The organism is Nitrospira sp., assembly GCA_024760525.1.
Classification (GTDB): domain Bacteria; phylum Nitrospirota; class Nitrospiria; order Nitrospirales; family Nitrospiraceae; genus Nitrospira_D.
Genome location: CP060499.1, coordinates 282611 through 301086 on the forward strand (window position 1 = coordinate 282611; position 18476 = coordinate 301086).

Here is an 18476-nt window from a genome sequence, read left to right on the forward strand (position 1 = left end):
TATCCGTCGATGGCCGCTCTATTGCTCGTGATTCTGATCTTGCTTCCCGTGGCGACACTGGCGGAACCGGTGCACGATTCCAGCGCGTTGAAAGCGCAGTCCGCCCGTACGGAGCCTCTCACCATCAGTGAAGTGCTCGCCCGCATTGAGTTGACTCATCCGCTGCTTCGGGCGACTGGAGTTGATCGGATAGAGGCCCGGGCGAAGATCCTGAAGGCGCTCGGGGCCTGGGAACCGAAGTTCAACAACAGGACAGAGGCCGATCGGTATCAGACTTGGAATTTCCTCGCCTTCGTGAACGAGACTACGGGGGGATTTAACGACAGCACGATCGCGATGGGGCATCCCTGGGGTTTCAGGATTGAAGGCGGGATCCGCAACGGTTTTGGGGATCGCACCAACCAAGGCGCCCATGCCCTTCTCCCTAATGATGGCCTGTTGTTCTGGCATAACCAGCAAATGATCGTCGGTGGGGAGGCCCACCTGCTGCGCGGCTTCATGATGAACGACGAGTACGCCGACTTCCAGAAGGCCGAACTCGCGGGGCCGCAGGCTGAGATCGCAGTGGCGCAGAAACGGCAAGACCTCTATCTCGCCGGCGCCGTGCAGTACTGGGATTGGCAAGTGGCTGTGAAGCAGAATGAAGTCCAGCAGCGGACTCTGGCCGTGGCCGAAGAGCGGTTCACGCAGATAGAGGGTCAGGCGAAGAGGGGACTGTCGTCGCCGCTCGATGTGATCGAAGCCACTCAAGAAGTCCAGCGACGGCGAGAGGCCGCCATCGCCGCCCAACGGAAGGTGGAGTATGAGCAGTACAAACTGTCACTCTATCTCTGGGAGAACGGCGAGCCGGTGTCACCGCGACCGGAATGGGCACCGGAATTCCAAGGAGAAACGCCCCTCCCGACCAAAGAGGAAGTCGCGGCTTATAAAGTGGAGGCCAAAGAAGACCGGCCGGAAGTGCGGGAGCTCTACATCGATGCCAAGATAAACAATATCGATATCAAGCTCGCCAAGAACTATTTGCTTCCGAAGTTTGACTTTAAGGGGGGGCAAATGGACGCCGGTGCGGACTGGAATGTGGGAGTCGGATATCGGATGGAATCGTGGTTTGCGTTGCCGGTGTTCCAGAGAGAAGGGCGCGGGAAGGTCCTGTACGCGGAAGCGGATCAGCAACAATTGGCCTTCAAGCAGCTGTACACCGAGCAACAAGTCAGCATCGACGTGGATAACTGGCTCTCAGCTCAAGTGCGGGCCAGAGACCGGGTGAAGGCGGCGACCGAAGCGCTGCGGTTGGCTAAAACGCTGGAGGAGGGCGAACGGACCCGATTCAATATGGGTTCGACCACCGTCCTCTTTGTGAACCTCCGTGAGCGTAACGTGGTGGAACAGGCCTACCAGCTGTATCGGGCGCAAGCCGACTACGCCGTGTCGCGTGGAGGCATGCTGTGGGCGAGGGGCGCTCTGTCGAAGCCGTGGCCTCAAAGCGAGTTGGCCAAGTACGGGAACCCATTGACGGCGGCGGGTATGAACGGATTCAAACGACCGGGACGCGATTAATTCAGCAACATAAGGAGCATCCTTCCTTGATCCTTCTCTTGCTGTTTTCGTTGATGATGGTGCCAGCGACCGCACTGGCGGAACCGGTGATCGACTCGAGCGTTGTGCAGGCTCAGTCGACTCGCACTGTTCCCCTAACCATTGAAGAGGTGCTGGCCAGGATTGAGTTGACCCATCCGCTGCTCCAGGCAACCGGGCTGGAGCGGGCGCAGGCTCGGGCGAAGGTCTTGAAAGCATTGGGTGTGTGGGAGCCGAAACTTCGACACGAGCTCGAGTACGACCGGTATCAAACGTATAACCTGACGAACGCCAGTGGTGCACCGAATCACTTGAGTTCCGGCTATAGCGATACCTTTCTCAAGATCGGGCACCCCTGGGGGTGGGAAATCTTCGGCGGTATCCGTAACGTCTTTGGGGACCATGCTACGCTCAGTGGCCAGAACACCCTGGATCCGTCCGACCGTAACGTACAGAGTCCTGCGATTGCGATCCCTCAAGACTTGCAACTTTTCTATCCGCAGCAAATGATGCTCATCGGTGGAAAGTTTAATCTTCTGCGGGGATTCATGGTCAACGATGAGTTTGCCCAGTTTCAACAGGCGGAGGTCGCCGGGCCGCAGGCCGAGGTGAAGGTGGCTCAGAAACGGCAAGATCTCTATCTCGCCGGGGCCATTCAATACTGGGATTGGCAGGTCGCCGTCAAACAAGCTGATGTGGTGAAGCGTGCGCTAGCCGTCGCGGAAGAGCGTTATCGCATGGTTGAGGGGAGGTCCAAAGCCGGCGCGGTCGCTCCGATCGACGTGGTCGAAGCCCGAGAAGAAGTTCAGCGGCGTCGAGAGGCTGCTATTGCCGCGCAACGGAAGGTCGAGTATGAGCAATATAAGCTGGCGCTCTTTCTCTGGGAGAACGGCCAACCTGTGACACCTCGGCCTGAATGGGCGCCTGATTTTCAAGGGGAAACGCCTTTGCCGAGTGAGGAAGAGGTAGCGGCCTTCAAGGTGGCAGCCACAGAGGACCGGCCGGAAGTGCGCGATCTCTACATTGAAGCCAAATTGAACAATATCGAACTGAAACTGGCGAAGAATAATCTGCTTCCAAAGCTCACAGTTGAGGGAGGGCCGGCGATCGGCTCTATCTATTGGGTTGGAGGGGTCGGCTACCGAATGGCTACTTTCTTCAGTATGCCGTTGTTCAATCGGGCTGCCCGAGGGAAGGTTCTTCACGCGGAAGCACAGCAGGAACGATTGGCCTGGAAACAAGCCTATACGGAGCGACAGGTGCAGATCGACGTTGATAACTGGCTCTCAGCGATTGTGCGGGCCCGAGACCGAGTGAAAGCCTCGACAGAGGCTCTGCGATTGGCCAAGACGTTGGAGGAGGGCGAACGGGTTCGGTTCAATATGGGAGCGACGAGTGTACTGTTCGTCAACCTACGAGAGCGTGCGGTGGTCGAATTGGCTTACGAGCTCTACCGTGCCCAAGCCGACTATGTAGTGTCCCGAGGAGGGATGCTGTGGGCGAGGGGGGCGTTGTCAAAACCACTGGCTGAAAGTGTGCTTGCCAAATACGGTGATCCATTATATGCCGCAGGCTCATCCGGTCGTAAACTACCTGGACGTGACTAAATGTTCCGGGAGGGGTTTGGTACTGACATATAGTTCATTCGATGGGCTTGGAAGTAGGTTCCCAAACGTGATTAAGTTCAGCCGTCATTAAGTTTAGCAAGGTGCCGATCAATCACATCCTGACTTATTACTGGGGGTGCTCATGAAAGAACCTCAGGGCAAAAGTAGTTATCCGGGCCTGTTCGACGCGCTGATGAAACAGCTCTCCGTGGCCATGCGGGCTGAGAAAAGGATCATGCATTTGATCCTTTCTTATGCTCTGGCCGTCGCGTTCTTTTCTCTCATCATTCCGTTGACCGTGCAGGAGTTGGTCAGCACGTTTTCATATGCGATTCAGCCGGTCATGATTTGGACTTTGACCGGTGTCATGTTGCTGGTGCTGTTATTTGTCGGCTTGTTCAAGACGTTCCACTTTTATGCCGTGGACGTCGTGCAACGCCGTCTCTTCGCGAGAGTCTCGGTCGCGATGGTTGAACAGATCCCTAGGAACCGATTCAGAGGGTCCCGGGGAGACCTTTCAAACTTCTTCATTGAAACGGTCTTTATGCAGCGGGCGTTGTCCACGTTGCTCATCGATCTGGTAAATGTCGTAGTGGGCGGAACGGTCGGCATGATCTTGCTGATGGTCTACCATCCCTATTTTCTCACGTACAACCTGCTGCTCATGGCCGGATTCCTGGTCACATTCTTTGTACTCTCCCGCGGGGCACTGAAAACGACACTCGATATGTCTCACGCCAAGTACGACGTATTCAATTGGATCCAGGAGATTTCACACAATGCCTTGCAGTTGAAGGCCACCGATAGCCGTCCGTTTGTGATGCAGCGGACAAATGACCTGGTCAATCGGTATGTTGAAACACGGAAAGCACGGTTTGCCGTCCTGGTGCGTCAATACATCGGTTCTGTGGGAGGGCAGGCGATAGCGCATGCAGGTGCGCTTGGTATCGCCGGCTATCTCATGGCCCAGGGGCAGTTGACACTTGGACAATTAGTAGCCGTCCAAGCGGTCGTCAGTGCGCTGGTGATCAATTTTGACTCCCTGATCAAGAACATGGGCCATGTGTACTATTTCTTCGCCTCCCTCACTCACCTTGATGAGGTCTTTACGCAGGAGCAAGATTTCGTTTCGACCGAATCGGCTGTGGCACTGCCGAAGCATTTGAATCAAGGAGTCCGTGTTACCTGCAAAGGCGTCAGTCTCACCCACGGTGGCGCATCTGTGTTTGACGGTTTCAACTTGGATGTGGCACCTGGGGAAAAACTTGGAATCTATGCTCGGACGACAGCTGCAAAAACCGCTTTGGCCAGAGTATTGGGTGGTCTCGAAACCCCGACCACGGGTGTTGTTCAGTACAATGGAGTCGATCTCCGGTACATCGAGCCAAATGCGATCAATCAATGCCGTAGCGTCATGATCGATTCACAGTTGTCTTTGATCGAGGGAACGATCGAAGAAAATATAGTCATGGGCCGCTCGTATGTCACCTATGATGATCTCAACTGGGCCCTCCGCTTCACGGAGCTTGAGGAAGATGTCGAAACTCTGCCACGCGCGGCTAAATCGGATATATCAGCGTTGGGCGAGTCCCTTTCGCCGACTCACATCGTGCAGATTCTCTTAGCTCGCGCCATCCTCGGACGTCCCCAAGTTCTGATATTCGATGGCTTGATTCACTCACTCGAACCATCGTTACGCGAAAGAGTGCTACGCCGGTTGTGCTCCAAGGATGAAGCATGGTCGGTTATCTTTGTATCAACGGATCCAAACCTGACGGATCATGCTGATCGTCGTATTATGCTTCATCATGCCAATGCATAAGCGTTTGGAATGGCCGATCAACGCCGGTAAATTAATGGAGGCTCCATGGCTAGCCTAAGTGGTGGTCTCGAAAACAGTGGGGGACGTGCGCTGATTAAGCGCGGGGTCGGGTTAGAGGCGATTACTATTGAACAGGGACCTGCATTGGCCAAGTTGCCATGCTGGGAAGCCGTACAAATTCCACGGGGTATGTTCACGGCTTCACGCGCGATTCTCACGATTCTTCTGGTGTTTCTGATTATCCTTGAGTTCGTGCCCTGGACTCAGACCATCCAGGCGTCCGGGAAGGTTTCCGCTTATACTCCCTATGATCGCCCTCAACAGCTTGAGTCTAGAATCACAGGCCGTGTCAAGGCTTGGCATATTTATGAAGGCGTCAAGGTGAAAAAGGGTGAGCTCGTCGGCGAGCTTGAGGACTACGATCCAACCTTCATGGCGCCTGAGATCCTTCCATTGTTCGAACAACGGAGGGTGGCTCTGGAGCAAACACGCCAAGCGGCGCTGGCCCGGGCGGATCAGCTCACCAAGAGAATTGGAGAGATGAAGAAGTTGGTCCAAGCCGCCGTCCCCTCGGCAGAAGCCCGGGTGGTGGAAGCTGACAACAAAGTTCGTGAGGCTCAACAGAAGGTCGAGCAACTTAAAATCGATGTGCATACGGCACAACTCAATGTCGACCGGCATAGACAACTTGTCCGTGATGGATTGGTCTCTCAACGTGAACTTGAGTTGACGATTCAAACTGAAATAGGGACCAAGGCCGGCCTCCAGGCGGCGCAGGCCAACCTCTTGGCTGCTGAACAAGCTCGGTCCGCTCTAAGCTTCGGTCGCGATCAGATCACGGCAGACGTGCAGCAAAAGCTCATGGATGCCATAGCGTCTCGAGATGCTGCTGTGGCTGAAGCTGCCAAGGCGACAGAGAGTTTGGCAGACATTTCTTACCGGCAACAGGGCGTCCAGCAACGTATCGAGGCCGCGAAACTCATAGCGCCGATGGATGGGACCGTTGTCAAGATGGCCAAGGTTGGAATCAATGAAACGGTCAAGCAGGGAGAGAATCTGGTCACCATTTCTCCACTCGCTTCCGATCCGGCCATCGAAATGACAGCTGAAGGGCTGGATGCTCCGCTCTTGACCCCAGGCCGAAAAGTGAGGATCCTATTCTTCGGCGTGCCGGCCATTCCGTTACCAGCCTGGCCTTCGTTGATGGCGGGTACCCGAGGCGGCGTCATCAAAGTGGTCGATCAAATCGACGATGGAAAGGGAAACTATCGCTTCTGGGTGGTTCCCGATCCGGATGATCCTCAGCCCTGGCCGGAACAGGCCAAGGTGCGCCAGGGTACGAGAGTGTTGGGCTGGGTGATTATGAATCGTGTGCCACTCTGGTACGAACTGTGGCGGCGGTTCAACTTCTTCCCACCGGACTATATTGAACGGTCGCCCAGTGTGTTTGAGATGTTCGCTCCCAGGGCGGCTGGGCAGGGCGTCAAGTAATTAGAATGCGTCGTACGCCTTGTGCGGCGTCGTAGTCCCTCTCAAGAAGATGGCTCAGGGTAGAACCTGAGCCATCTTCGCATTTGGGGGGTGGGTAGTGTAGTTTTCCATTTCTCGCTTCCGCTCCAACATCATTTCCTCCATGTAGATCTATTCATAGTGGAAGGTCCTGCGATCGCTATCACATAAACCTTTCGCTTTTTCAATTTGGTTTTGGCGCAAGCCAGCGCTCGGGAATTCACGAACAGCGAAGAATGAGACTAGTGACACGGATCTTCGTTCCCGTTCGGCGTACCTCCTTGACCACACCACAAAGACTCGCTAATGTGCTTCAGCCACTGCTGAGTTGATCAGGATTGAAGGAGAAGTACCTTATGACCAAGACGGGACGCGTACCAGGCCGCTCCCGGCACAAGGCTAGCCGAACGTTTCAGAACGGAAATCCGGTTGTCGGGGTGCTGGGAGGGAGCAAATCTGATTTCCCTGTTTTAGAAAAAGCGGCAGCGATCTTGGAACAGTTTGGTATTCCGTATGAACTCTTAGTCGTCTCTGCTCATCGAACACCGGATCGCCTATTTGAGTATGCCACAACAGCTCCCGGTCGTGGAATCAAGGTCATTATCGCAGGCGCCGGTGGAGCGGCTCACCTCCCGGGTATGTTGGCGGCGAAAACTTATCTCCCGGTAATTGGCGTACCCATCCCAACCGAGAATCTACGAGGTCTCGATTCCTTGCTGTCGATTGTCCAGATGCCCAAAGGGATCCCCGTCGCCACTGTCGCAATCGGCGGTGCTGAGAATGCTGGGATTCTAGCGGCGCAAATTCTTGCCGGTAGTTATCCCGAAATTGCTGAACGGATCAAAGACTATCGGACGGCTCAAACGGAGAGCGTGCTCAATTCCCCTGAGGCCAAGGGCAAGAGCCTTGGCAATCTCGGAGCCGATGAGGCGAGTCGGCGGCCGTGAGCAAACAAGTCCTTGAGCCCGGGTCTGTTCTCGGTGTGCTGGGTGGTGGACAATTGGGCGCAATGTTTGCCGGGGCTGCGCGTCGCATGGGCTACCGCGTCGCTGTCTGGGATCCGGACCCAGACGCTCCCGCACATCGGTTAGCCGCTCACTCGTTCACAGCCTCCTTCTCCGATGTTACGGTCCGCGAACGATTCGCGAGCGTTGCCCAAGCCACTACTCTGGAATGGGAAAACGTGCCGGCCGAGCTTTGTGAATGGCTAGAAGGGTGCCGCCCAATGCGACCGTCCAGTGCTGTCCTACGGACCCTTCAAGATCGGATTGAACAGAAGCAGTTCTTATCGTCTCGACACCTCTTTGTTCCCCCCTTCGCCGTCGTCGAATCGGCCGGCCAGCTGACGCAAGCAGTCGGGCGTCTGGGCCTTCCCGCCATTTGCAAAACAGCGCGGAGCGGCTACGATGGAAAAGGTCAGTGGCTACTGAGAGGACCTTCTGATGTGGTACAAGTTGAGCAAGTCTTGGCAACAGCCAAGTCCGGCCATCGATGGATCCTTGAACAGTTCATTCAGTTCGTAAGAGAGCTCTCAGTTCTGGTCGTACGAAACAGTACTGGCGAGTGTCAGGTTTATCCGGTCGTCGAGAATCGGCATGAGAAGGGTATCTTGCGTGACACCACTGTACCCGCACCTGTTTCTCCTGATATAGCTGAAAAAGCGAGGCAGCTCTCAACCCAGGCCGTAACTGCGTTACAGGGTGTGGGAGTGTTCTGTGTAGAACTCTTTCACACCCAAGAGGGCAACCTGCTTATTAATGAGATCGCTCCGCGCCCGCACAACTCAGGTCATTATACGTTAGATGTTTGCACCGTATCCCAGTTCGAGCAGCAAGTACGAGTGACCTGTGGTCTGCCGTTGGGAGAAACAAGACTCTTGAGCCCAGCGGTCATGGTGAATCTCATCGGTGAGGAAGTGGCATCCGTGATGTCTGGCGAAGGTTGCTATGCCCTCCATTCGATCGCAGGAGCCGTGCTTCATCTCTATGGCAAAGGAATGGTTCGCCCTGGTAGAAAAATGGGTCATGTGACCTTCACTGCTCCCCAGAGTGAGGACGCAGTAGAACGAGCCCAACGGTTTATCACACGCGTCAGAAAGCCCGCTTAGCTTTGGTTTCTTAATACCGCCCAGCTTCCGTTCCAGCCTGAGTTTGCAGCCGTTCTATTTTGTCACCACTTAGTTCGCAAGAGATCGGAAGGTTGACAGAAAACCTTACAAACGCAATGGTTAGTTAGGGGTGCTTGAGGTATGAAGTTTGCTCAGGTTCGCGTGTTGTTCTAAATGGGGGAGGAGATACATGGTGCAAAATTTGGCTCCAACCGGCAGCCGCGAATCGTCTGAAAGGCTCTGCCGGTCACTCACGAAACCAAGCTCCCGCTATCTCGTTCTCCAAGGTCTCGTCAGCATCATTTTGTCCTATGAGTTGCTCTTTGGTGTCGACTCCGTCATCAGTCGGGTCATGAGCAACGGCCTGGTGACGGGGTTATGGTTGGGAATGGCCACGATGGCGATATTGCCCCAAGGAGTGTTGGGAGCGGCCTGGTTCAGCGCCGGGCTTGTCGCAGTCGATACAGTCCTCGTGACCGCCGTCATCTACCTTTCCGGAAATGCCCGATCCGACCTGTACATTGCTTATTTTGTTGTCATGCTGGTGGCGGCATCAGTCAGGCGGCTGAGCCATGTGCTGGGTCTTTCCCTACTCCTGAGTGTCGGATATGGAGTGGTCCTGTATGAAGGGATGCTGGAAACAGGTGTCATGGCCACTGGACAGATGCTGGGGATCCCGGTTCTTCTTGTGATGGCGGTGTTCTACGGAATCGCACTGGAAGGCACGGCCGTGGCGCAAGAGGAGAAGGCCTCGCTTCAAAAAGACGTTGAGGCCTTGAAGAAGACGGAAGGTGAGCTGGAGGCGGAAAAAGCGAAATTGGAAGAACGGCTGAAGGCTTTAAAGGACAGCCTCGCAACGGCGAATGCCGAGCTCCGCAATGGGCAAGTGGTTCGTCAAGGACTCGAGCGACAACTTCATGAAGCACAGAAAATGGAAGCGGTCGGACGAGTCGCCACGAGAATTGCAGGTGAGTTTGGGGCGTTGTTTTCAGTCATTGGAAAACAGACCGGCGTTATGTTGTCGCGTCTGCAGCCGAGCGATCCTCTCAGGTCTTCCGCTGATGAGGTTTTTAAGGTGGGGGAAAAGGCTGCCACGCTTACGGCACAGCTGATTGCCCTGAATCTGGATAGCCGGCAGGTTCGAAACACAGTGTCTGCCCATGTTGTGCTAGCGGATATGCATAGCATGATCACGAGTCTGTTACCTGATCATATTAAATTGACTGTCGAATTGGACAAGCGGGTAGCCTATGCCGAGGTGGATCGTGAAGGGTTAGAAACCGTACTGTTTCAGTTGATTGTGAATGCGCGGGATGCAATGTCGCAGGGAGGTCGTCTGTCGATCGAGGTGAAGGTGATCGAGAAGGTCTCTACATCGAGCCGACCGCTGCCGACCAGCGTCGTATATCCGCAGGTGCTGATTCAGATCAGCGATACTGGAACCGGGATGAATCTGGATACTCAGGCTCACATGTTCGAACCGTTTTTCTCGACGAAGGAAAACAACATTGGCCTCGGTCTCACCGCAGTCTTCGGAATTGTCAAAAAGAACGGAGGCACGCTGGAGGTGGAAAGTCGACCTGGGCAAGGGACGATCGTCCGGGTTTTTCTCCCCGCCGCCGCACCGCCTTCGACGCATGAAGAACCGATTCCGAAAACTATGTTAGCCAAAGGAAATGAAACGGTTCTGGTCGTCGAGGAGAATGAAATTGAACGTAAGCTGGCGCTGTCGGTTTTACAACGGCATGGCTACCGTGTCTTGGAAGCGGCCTCGTCGGTCGAGGCGCTGATGCTCACGCAACGGTACAAAGGGATCGTTCACCTCACGGTGAGCCCATTAGTGATGCGGGAAATCGGCGGGCGTGAACTGGCTCGCCGCCTCTTGAACCAGCATCCGACGATGAAGGCGTTGTTTGTCTCCAGTTATGATGATGAAACGATTCTGCATCACCGCATCAACCAGCGGTTTGTCCTGCAGCATCCCTATCGCCAGTCAGGGCTCGTGGAAAAGGTCAGGGACGTGTTGGATGCGGCTTGAATGTATTCGCCGCTGCTGAAGCTCTCGCTATTCGCGCCACATTGATCGACCCGGTGAGAAAAATCGCACGTCTCTCCGCTTGAAAAGGCCGATGAGGGCCATGCCCGCGATAAAGCCGCCGATGTGGGCAAAGAAGGCGACTCCACCTCCACTGGCGCCGACACTCATTCCTCCACTGATCAGTTGCGTAAGGAACCACATCCCGAGGACGATGCCCGCGGCCACGCGGGTCATGCCAATCCCCGGCAACAAGACCAGCACGTGAGCGCGTGGAAATAACAAGAGATAGGCGCCGAGCACCGCGGAGATCGCTCCACTGGCTCCGACCATCGGAATTTGGGAGGAAGGATCGGTGAGCGCATGGCTCAGAGCGGCAAGGATTCCGGACAGGAGGTAAAAGACCACAAATTTCGCGTGACCCATCACGTCTTCGATGTTATTGCCGAAAATCCAAAGGTAAAGCATGTTTCCCAGCAAATGCATCCAGCCTCCGTGAAGAAACATGCTGGTCACCAGGGTTAGGGTTGCCGGAAAACCGACTCTGGCTTCCTCCGGGAGTGAAGCGTGGCCGAAGATGATGGATGGGATGGCGCCGTATTGAAATGCGAACAGTTCGGCCGGTTCTTGGGGAAGATTCACTTGATAGAGAAACACGGCGACACAGATACCGATGAAGGTCATCGTGACAATGGGAGTGATTTGGGTCGGATTATCGTCGTGAAGCGGAATCACGGTGGTCCGTGGTTATGGAGTTCGGCGGTGATCAGTGATGAGACGAGGCAATTTAAGATCGGCCGGAGGGCTTCCGTCGATTTGTAGTGGAACGGAGAATCCGGCTGCATGGGTATGACCCCCGCCTCCGAATGATGCGGCGATGGTACCCACATCCGTGCCTTCGGCTCTGGAACGCATGCTGAAATAGCGACGACCGTCGCGATCATGCCAGATCAAGCAAAAGGGATGGTGTGGCGAAAGCCGTTCGCCGATCTGGCTTGTCAGGATCGCGCTTTGCACAGAGGGAACGACGACACCTTGGAATTCCACCATAGCCGCCTGTGCGGCAAGTTTGCCGACCAACTCAGATTCATAGCGCAAAATGGCTCGACCCTCCTGCTCCAGCGTCGACTGGGAAAAGCGGTCCCACACATTGAAGTCGAACGGATAGGAAGCCAGCGCGGCGTTGATTTCGCGACTCCCCGGCAAGGCCCACGCCCATAGATCTTTGTCTTGAATATATTGAAGCAGCCATGGAGCGGTCGTGCCATGAGCCCATTCCCAACTCAGGACGGCGCCGGACTTTGTCTGATCGAAATACGCATGCGGAAAGCCGTCCAAGATCCTCTCCGCGGTGATATGGTGGTCTAGAATCAACAGTTCTTTCGTTTCGGAGGCCATGGCCTCGAGAATCGATCGAGCATAGCTGAAGTCAACAATCACGACCCGGCGATCCTTCAGATCGGGTGGGGGAGGGTGGCCGTGTTTGACGGGCAAGAAGCTGGCACTCGGAAATTTTTTCCAGAGAGCCCAAGCCGCACCGAATCCGTCCGAGCAATCGGCATGATATAGGACAATGTCCGGAGAGTCATGGAATGGAAGGGCAGAAGATACATTACCCATAGAGATGGGAGAGGATAGCATGCCCAGGCCAGGACTAAAAGGCGTGTTTCAGGTCCGACTCCCGGAACAGACAGGATCACAGTTCGTTCAGATGATTGATCAGCTGCCGAAGTCGGCCGGCGCTACGTCGGTTAAAATTGAACACGAGTCGTTGAAGGTCGCGCAGGGCCGGTTCATCGAGCTCTTCCTCAAGAGCGCCTCGCAGTTCAAATGTGCCGTCGGATAGGAGATCGGTGAATTGGCTCCGGATCTGTTCGAGTTGCTCAAGAGAGATGGTTTGCCTCAGTCGGATCACAAGCTGTCGCCCCACAAAGCGCAACGAGTGGTAGCACCGATAGAACCGGAGAATGTGACCGACAGCCGCTTCCGCTGAAGTCACGATTGTAAAAAGATACATGTCTTCTTCATTGATCAGGTTACGCTTCAGCAATTGCTTCGTCACAAATGCCGCCCAATCATCCCAGTAATCGCAGCCGGGAGCCTGAAGACAGACGATCGGCTGAGGATCGCTCTTGCCGGTTTGGGCCAGCGTCAGGATTTCAAAGCCTTCATCATGCGTCCCGAATCCCCCGGGGAAAAGCGCGATGGCGTTTGCTTCCTTTTGGAACATCAACTTGCGGGTAAAAAAGTATTTGAACGTGATCAACTTCGGATCATCGGCGATGGTGGAATTGGGACCTTGCTCAAACGGCAACATGATGTTGACGCCAAAGCTGTTTTCACGTCCGGCACCTTCCTGAGCGGCGCGCATGATTCCATCCGCTCCTCCCGTGATGACCATGAAGCCTTCTCGCACAATGGCCTGGGCAAACTGGTGCGCGAGTTGGTAATTGGGATCGTCGGCGTGGGTCCGTGCCGAGCCGAAAATGCTGACTTTCTGCCGATTCCGATAGTTGTGGAAGACGCCAAATGCATGACGCAATTCCTTGACCGCGCGGTTCACGATTTTTACGTCCAGGAGGTCTAAGTGTGCATCATGGAGTTTCAACAGTCCGGTCAGGAGCTCTCTCATAAGGGCAGCATGCAAATCGTCATCCGGACGTTCCAGAAGGGCGCTGATTTGATGAAGGATCTCATCTCGCGATAACGCGGGACGAGATCGAACCTGCGAAGGCTTACCGGTTGTATTCATAGCCATCCTTTATTGTGAGTGACACCGAAAATTCTACCAATGGATCAGGCGTTGGTCAAAGATTGATGAGATATTGAGTTATTAGGACAGACTGGACGATTGAGGCAGGTTCGTCAGCACCCAGGCTTTGATCCTGGACTGATCGGCGGGAGAGAGATCAATAAATTGGATCTCTACGCCCGGACGTGCGTCCGGGATGGAACGGGTTGTGCTGGGCAAGGGCTCGAGAGTTGTATTATTCAGCACAGTCCCGCGGATTGTCAGGGGACTCATCGTCTCAGAGAGGCAAAAGCTCAAGATGACTTTGGTGCCAGGCAACAGTAATGCGGGAGACTCCACGGAAGCTCCGGCATGACTGAGTTGTGTGATGGCGACTTGATGCTCAGCTCCCACGTGTTCTCCATCCATGATGCTGATCATCGCCGAAATGCTTGTCACGCATCGTTTCGGTAAAAGCACAAGGTCACGCGCAGTGAGGACGCCGACCGGCTGATCTTGTTTGGTGACGATGAGGATCGGTGTGCCTGTCGACATCATGAGCGTCGATGCTTCCTCCATCGCCCGATCGTACTCGATGAATTGAACTGGGCGTGTCATTATCGTTCGGACTTCGATGTCATCAGGTTCAAGGCCCTGCGCAACGACTTTCTTCACGATATCGGTCGGCGTCATAAGTCCGAAACGCGACTCCGTATCCTTGACGAGGAGACAGGGCATCCGTTCACGTTCCAGCAACGATGCCGCTTCAGTGACGGATACGTCCCCTGGAATCTGAACTACGCCGGGTGTCATCATATGTGAAACCAGAGTAACCTCGTAATGCGACGTCTTCGGCTGTTGATCGTCTTTGTCCGCCATGTCTCAGCCAAGCCCTTTTTTCTCACGAATCTGCCCTCCTGGCGGCTGCAACGTATGCCAAGTATAGCAGAAGGTTTCTCGGCCCCATGATAGGTTGAAAGCCTTGTCATTCAATGGTTTTACGGCATACACTAAGTGCAAATTTTGACTGCCTCCGAAAGAGAAAAAATGACTGTCACAGCGCTCTGCCATAGAGAATTCCTTCGTCGGCTCGGGGCAATTCCGGTGCATGGGCTAGGGCTTTCCGTCGATATCCATTCCCCCGACCTCACTAGCTTGCGGCGAAGACTGCAAGAACGTCAAGTGTCACCTGTTTATCTTGAAGTATTCCGCACCACCACGAAGGCCTTGATCTCTGCCAAGAAGGAGATCGGCAACGGCTTGCTGGCCTACCATGGCGAAGGGTTGTGGGTCACCCAGCCTGGGGTGACGAAGTCTCAGGCCTTTAGACAAGCCGTCAGCGAAGCGGTTGACCACCTTCAAGTATTGCAGAGTGCGTGGCTCAATCACGAATGTGCAACCAAATTCCTTGCCGGCTATTACTACGGCACCTATGTTCCCCCTCTCTATACTCAAACAAGCGCCGAAGTGGTCGCTGATAATACACGACTGACACAAAGTCTTCTCGATCAACAATGCTGTCTGACGAATGGCGGCACACCATTGATGTTGCTGGAAATGCCGCCCCTCACATACTTTGTCGCCGGGACCCTATCTATCCCGGAGTTTTTTCGGGTCGTCACCGATCAATCACCATGTGGCCTGGTCTTGGATGTCGGCCATCTCTGGACGGTGTTTCGCTATTCCGGAGCGTATCGAGCCGTGTCGCTTACAAAATTTGTCGACACCTTTCTCAGCGAGTTCCCCTTGCACCGTGTTGTGGAGATTCACGTCGCGGGTTTGGCCGTTCACGAATCAAGCGGAGCTCTCGCCTCACGACCGTCAGGGTTGACAAGCGAGGGGACCCTGCCTGCATGGATCGATGCGCATGCGGCGCCCATTCCATGTGTCTTATTCGAGATGCTCGATCAGATTCTGGCGCATCCACGGCTCACCAGCCTGAAGGGGCTTGCCTTGGAGGTGGACACGAAACCGGTAGAATTGATCGTCGATGAATTTGCCGAATTTTCCAGACGTTATGCGCATTTCTTCGAACGGAGGAGCATGATCGAAGAGGGCGCGCTTGAGCGCGACGAATTCTCATTTAAGAACCAGGCAAGGACGGCAACCACTACTCGGTCTCTCGAAGAAGGCTATGATCATTACGCGAATGTGCTGGCAAGGAAGGCTGAGCCGTCTGGAGCGGAGTGGGGCCAAGACTTAACCCGCCTCCAAGATTTGGACCTCTATCGGTCCGTGTATCTTCCCCATGAGATCCTCCATTGGGGAGGTGATCTGGAAGACATGTTCGTGGAGTCCTGTCGTCGGCTCAGAGAACGAGGGGTGTCATTCGACGGATTTGTGACATTCTGGTTCCGCGAGCCACGGCCGCTCTGCGAGACCTATGATTTTTTCCTCTTGAAAGTGGAGCGGTTTGTGGAGTTTGTTCATGAGATGGCGCCCGAGTTGCTGAGCATTGTCGAAAAAGAAGCCGAGGAGCTTCGGCGAGCCTACCGGTTTGCCAACGATCCTGGTCTTTCGGTGCACACGAGCTGACATGAGCTTTTGGCTGAATCTCCCACGTCCGATCATCGGACTGTCGCCGATGGACGGAGTGACCGATGCCTGCTTCCGTTCCGTGGTCGCGCGTCAGAGCAGGCCGGATGTCATCTTTACCGAATTCACGCACGTGCATGACGTCTGCCGCGGGCCGGAGATCCATCTGGAGACGCTGCTGTATAGCGAGATCGAGCGACCGGTCATTGCGCAGCTCTACGGCAAGGATCCGGACCTCTTTTATATGGCCGCGCACGCGGTGTGTGAATTGGGCTTCGACGGGCTGGATATCAACATGGGATGTCCCTCGAAGAGCGTGGCATCTTCCGGTTCAGGCGCGGGGCTCATCCGCACCCCCGAACTGGCTCGCGCCATCATTCAGGCGGCCAAACATGGCATCGACGACTGGGCACGTGGGCAAACGCTCGAACAAGCAGGTTTCAAGTCGGCCCGCGTCGACGCGTTTGAACGTCTGAATCGACAACGCAACAGTGGAGCATCGGTCCAACGACGGCGACTGCCGCTTTCCGTCAAGACCAGACTTGGATACGATTCAGTCACGGTCGAAACGTGGCTCGAACAGCTTTTGATGGAACAGCCGGTAGTGATCTCGCTTCACGGACGAACCCTCACACAGATGTACCGAGGGGCAGCGGATTGGTCGGCCATTGCACGGGCAGCCGCCTTGGCGAAGGCAACCGGAACGCTGCTGTTGGGGAACGGCGATGTACAAAGCCCCGAAGACGCCGTGTCACGGGTCATCGAGACCGGTGTCGATGGAGTGCTGGTTGGGCGCGCCGTGCTGGGCGCGCCATGGTTCTTTCGGTCCAAAGCCCAGGTCAGGCAGCGGATTCGTGAATCGAATGGTGTCCAAGGCGCTTCCGATCTCGGGCCGGCGGTCTCGCTGGACGAACGTTTCGCCATCCTGGTGGATCATGCCCATCAGTTCCAAGCGCTCTATGGCCGACAACAGTTCTATCGTATGCGCAAACATTTGGGCTGGTATTGCAAAGGCTTTGCGTATGCGGCCGCCCTTCGCGCACGAATGGTGCGGGTGTCTTCCGTCGAAGAATTGAACGAGGTTCTCGTGGACTTTCAGGACAGGGCCCAGGCTGAAATCGGAGCCCCGCAAGCTGAATCGCTCGATGAGTTGAGTCTTCCAGCGTCACGATGCAGCTAGTCCTGGCATCAAATTCCCCGCGCCGTCAAGAACTCCTCGCATTGCTGGGTCTTTCCTTTGAGGTCTGCCCGTCGAGCTTCCACGAGCGACCCATTGCCGGGTGGTCCCCCATTCAACAGGTCAGACATTTCGCCCTTGAAAAAGCACGATCCGTGGCTCGTGGGCAGCCACAGGTTCTTGTGCTCGGCGGTGATACCGTGATCGATCTCGATGGGGAACTCTTGGGGAAACCCGTCGATCTTCAGGACGCACGTGCGATGCTTGGACGTCTAGCCGGCCGTTCACATCGGGTTCATACGGCCGTCGTGGTATGCCACTGTGAACGAGGCATCGAATCGATGGATGTCGCCACGGCGACGGTGGAAATGAAAGCGGACGTCGAGTATCTTTATGAACGATATCTCGCAACGGAGGAATCGTTGGGCAAAGCGGGAGCCTATGCGATTCAAGGACTCGGCGGGGACCTCGTGGAGCGGGTCGACGGCGATTATACGACGGTGGTGGGCTTGCCCTTGAAACTCGTCACCCGGCTTCTTCGGTCGATCGGCTATCCTGTTCCTGTGTGCGTCGATGTTCTGTATGAACGTAAGCCGTATGCGAACTGGAGCCGGTTCGTCGGCTAATTGCAAAGAGGGGGGCCGTTCCCCTACAATGCCCGCCATTCATCTCTTGCCGCGCGCATCGGTACGCCGTCGCGTCTGAACAACAAAGGGAAGGCATGACTCTTCGCAAACATATGACCCTCGTGCCGGTTTTCGGGCTGATCGGAGTCTTGGCGGTAGGGAATGGATCGTTGTGGGCGATCGATGTCACTCTGTCCTCAGAAGAGGCCCACAAAGCACTCGAAACCGGTCGACTTCCGATGGAAAAAGCCAATTCGCCCGAGGACGTGAAGAAAGTCCTTCAGCAAGCGTCCGTGGCCACTCGGGTCGGCGCCGATCCGGAGAAAGATCCCTGCGGAGCGAGCGCCGTGCTTCGTACGAAGCGGTATAGATTGGAAGCCTTCGGTCGTCAAGAAGCCGCGGAATCGAAAAAACGAAAAACCGAAGTGCGCATGCCGGAAGAGTTCATCAATAAAGTGATGGACATGCCCAACATGGAGATGGAAGTGCAATTGTGCGGCGATGACGAGTATTTTGCCGAAGGGGCGTTGATCGAGTTGCACCAGGGTTCGAAGCGGATCAAGCCCGTCGACGTTGGCAAGGCAGAACGCGGGCGCAAGAACGAAGGCAACGGTCCGGCCTTCCGGTCCCGGTTCACGGCGCTCTTCGCCTATGAGCAGTTCGACCCCAACGAAACGTCGGTCTTCGTGGTCAATCTGCAAGATGGAAAAGAGATCAGGATTCCCGCCGACTTATCCAAAGTGAAATAAGCC

At 55.3% G+C, this 18476-nt stretch carries 15 protein-coding genes; 11 read left to right on the plus strand and 4 right to left on the minus strand.

Translation table 11 applies throughout. The annotated features are described in order from the left end of the window. Positions 1–9: 9 nt before the first annotated feature. The 7 genes from H8K04_01315 (at position 10) to H8K04_01345 (ending at position 10658) form a co-directional block, all read left to right on the plus strand. A complete protein-coding gene (locus H8K04_01315; protein ID UVT16233.1) occupies positions 10–1557 on the plus strand; it encodes a TolC family protein in 1548 nt (515 codons plus the stop codon). Next, positions 1446–3182 carry a TolC family protein gene (locus H8K04_01320; protein UVT16234.1) on the plus strand — a complete coding sequence of 579 codons (1737 nt, stop codon included), beginning with the start codon at positions 1446–1448 and terminating at the stop codon, positions 3180–3182. The genes H8K04_01315 and H8K04_01320 overlap by 112 nt, the downstream gene beginning before the upstream one ends. A 142-nt stretch (positions 3183–3324) precedes the next feature. Then, entirely contained in the window at positions 3325–5004 is a 1680-nt protein-coding gene (locus H8K04_01325) for an ATP-binding cassette domain-containing protein (GenBank protein UVT16235.1), read from the plus strand. Between the two features lie 45 nt (positions 5005–5049). Beyond that, a complete protein-coding gene (locus tag H8K04_01330; protein UVT16236.1) occupies positions 5050–6495 on the plus strand; it encodes an ABC transporter permease in 1446 nt (481 codons plus the stop codon). Positions 6496–6869: 374 nt separating this feature from the next. Next, positions 6870–7460 (plus strand): 5-(carboxyamino)imidazole ribonucleotide mutase, encoded by a 591-nt coding sequence (purE, locus tag H8K04_01335; protein ID UVT16237.1) that lies wholly within the window; start codon positions 6870–6872, stop codon positions 7458–7460. Beyond that, on the plus strand, positions 7457–8620 hold the full coding sequence (locus H8K04_01340) for a 5-(carboxyamino)imidazole ribonucleotide synthase (protein UVT16238.1): 1164 nt from the start codon (positions 7457–7459) through the stop codon (positions 8618–8620). Before purE ends, H8K04_01340 begins: the two co-directional genes overlap by 4 nt. A gap of 190 nt (positions 8621–8810) precedes the next feature. After that, positions 8811–10658 carry a response regulator gene (locus H8K04_01345; protein UVT16239.1) on the plus strand — a complete coding sequence of 616 codons (1848 nt, stop codon included), beginning with the start codon at positions 8811–8813 and terminating at the stop codon, positions 10656–10658. A gap of 27 nt (positions 10659–10685) precedes the next feature. On the opposite strand, the gene H8K04_01350 is transcribed toward H8K04_01345, so the two are convergent. From H8K04_01350 to H8K04_01365, 4 genes are all read right to left on the minus strand, one after another. Further along, entirely contained in the window at positions 10686–11390 is a 705-nt protein-coding gene (locus tag H8K04_01350) for a rhomboid family intramembrane serine protease (protein UVT16240.1), read from the minus strand. A 12-nt stretch (positions 11391–11402) separates the two neighbouring features. Next, complete coding sequence (locus H8K04_01355) at positions 11403–12095, minus strand: phosphoesterase (protein ID UVT16241.1); 693 nt, start codon at positions 12093–12095, stop codon at positions 11403–11405. Between the two features lie 256 nt (positions 12096–12351). Then, the gene (locus H8K04_01360) at positions 12352–13407 is read right to left on the minus strand and encodes an LOG family protein (protein UVT16242.1); all 1056 of its coding nucleotides are present in this window, start codon (positions 13405–13407) and stop codon (positions 12352–12354) included. An 81-nt stretch (positions 13408–13488) separates the two neighbouring features. Next, on the minus strand, positions 13489–14265 hold the full coding sequence (locus H8K04_01365; protein ID UVT16243.1) for a CBS domain-containing protein: 777 nt from the start codon (positions 14263–14265) through the stop codon (positions 13489–13491). Between the two features lie 168 nt (positions 14266–14433). On the opposite strand from H8K04_01365, the gene H8K04_01370 reads away from it, so the two are divergent. The 4 genes from H8K04_01370 to H8K04_01385 all read left to right on the plus strand — a co-directional run bounded on the left by H8K04_01370 (position 14434) and on the right by H8K04_01385 (position 18473). Continuing rightward, positions 14434–15921 carry a DUF692 family protein gene (locus H8K04_01370; protein UVT16244.1) on the plus strand — a complete coding sequence of 496 codons (1488 nt, stop codon included), beginning with the start codon at positions 14434–14436 and terminating at the stop codon, positions 15919–15921. A 1-nt stretch (position 15922) separates the two neighbouring features. Continuing rightward, a complete protein-coding gene (locus tag H8K04_01375; GenBank protein UVT16245.1) occupies positions 15923–17101 on the plus strand; it encodes a tRNA-dihydrouridine synthase in 1179 nt (392 codons plus the stop codon). Continuing rightward, entirely contained in the window at positions 17092–17724 is a 633-nt protein-coding gene (maf, locus tag H8K04_01380) for a septum formation protein Maf (GenBank protein ID UVT16246.1), read from the plus strand. Before H8K04_01375 ends, maf begins: the two co-directional genes overlap by 10 nt. Positions 17725–17819: 95 nt before the next feature. Further along, positions 17820–18473, plus strand: a complete 654-nt coding sequence (locus H8K04_01385; protein UVT16247.1) for a hypothetical protein — start codon at positions 17820–17822, stop codon at positions 18471–18473. The last annotated feature ends 3 nt before the right edge of the window (positions 18474–18476 follow it).

Coding starts and splice junctions, on each gene's coding strand:
- H8K04_01365 (UVT16243.1), bottom strand. CDS start 14,265: ATGGCGGACAAAGACGATCAACAGCCGAAGACGTCGCATTACGAGGTT.
- H8K04_01360 (UVT16242.1), bottom strand. CDS start 13,407: ATGAATACAACCGGTAAGCCTTCGCAGGTTCGATCTCGTCCCGCGTTA.
- H8K04_01330 (UVT16236.1), top strand. CDS start 5,050: ATGGCTAGCCTAAGTGGTGGTCTCGAAAACAGTGGGGGACGTGCGCTG.
- purE (UVT16237.1), top strand. CDS start 6,870: ATGACCAAGACGGGACGCGTACCAGGCCGCTCCCGGCACAAGGCTAGC.
- H8K04_01315 (UVT16233.1), top strand. CDS start 10: ATGGCCGCTCTATTGCTCGTGATTCTGATCTTGCTTCCCGTGGCGACA.
- H8K04_01375 (UVT16245.1), top strand. CDS start 15,923: ATGAGCTTTTGGCTGAATCTCCCACGTCCGATCATCGGACTGTCGCCG.
- H8K04_01385 (UVT16247.1), top strand. CDS start 17,820: ATGACTCTTCGCAAACATATGACCCTCGTGCCGGTTTTCGGGCTGATC.
- H8K04_01345 (UVT16239.1), top strand. CDS start 8,811: ATGGTGCAAAATTTGGCTCCAACCGGCAGCCGCGAATCGTCTGAAAGG.
- H8K04_01370 (UVT16244.1), top strand. CDS start 14,434: ATGACTGTCACAGCGCTCTGCCATAGAGAATTCCTTCGTCGGCTCGGG.
- H8K04_01325 (UVT16235.1), top strand. CDS start 3,325: ATGAAAGAACCTCAGGGCAAAAGTAGTTATCCGGGCCTGTTCGACGCG.
- maf (UVT16246.1), top strand. CDS start 17,092: ATGCAGCTAGTCCTGGCATCAAATTCCCCGCGCCGTCAAGAACTCCTC.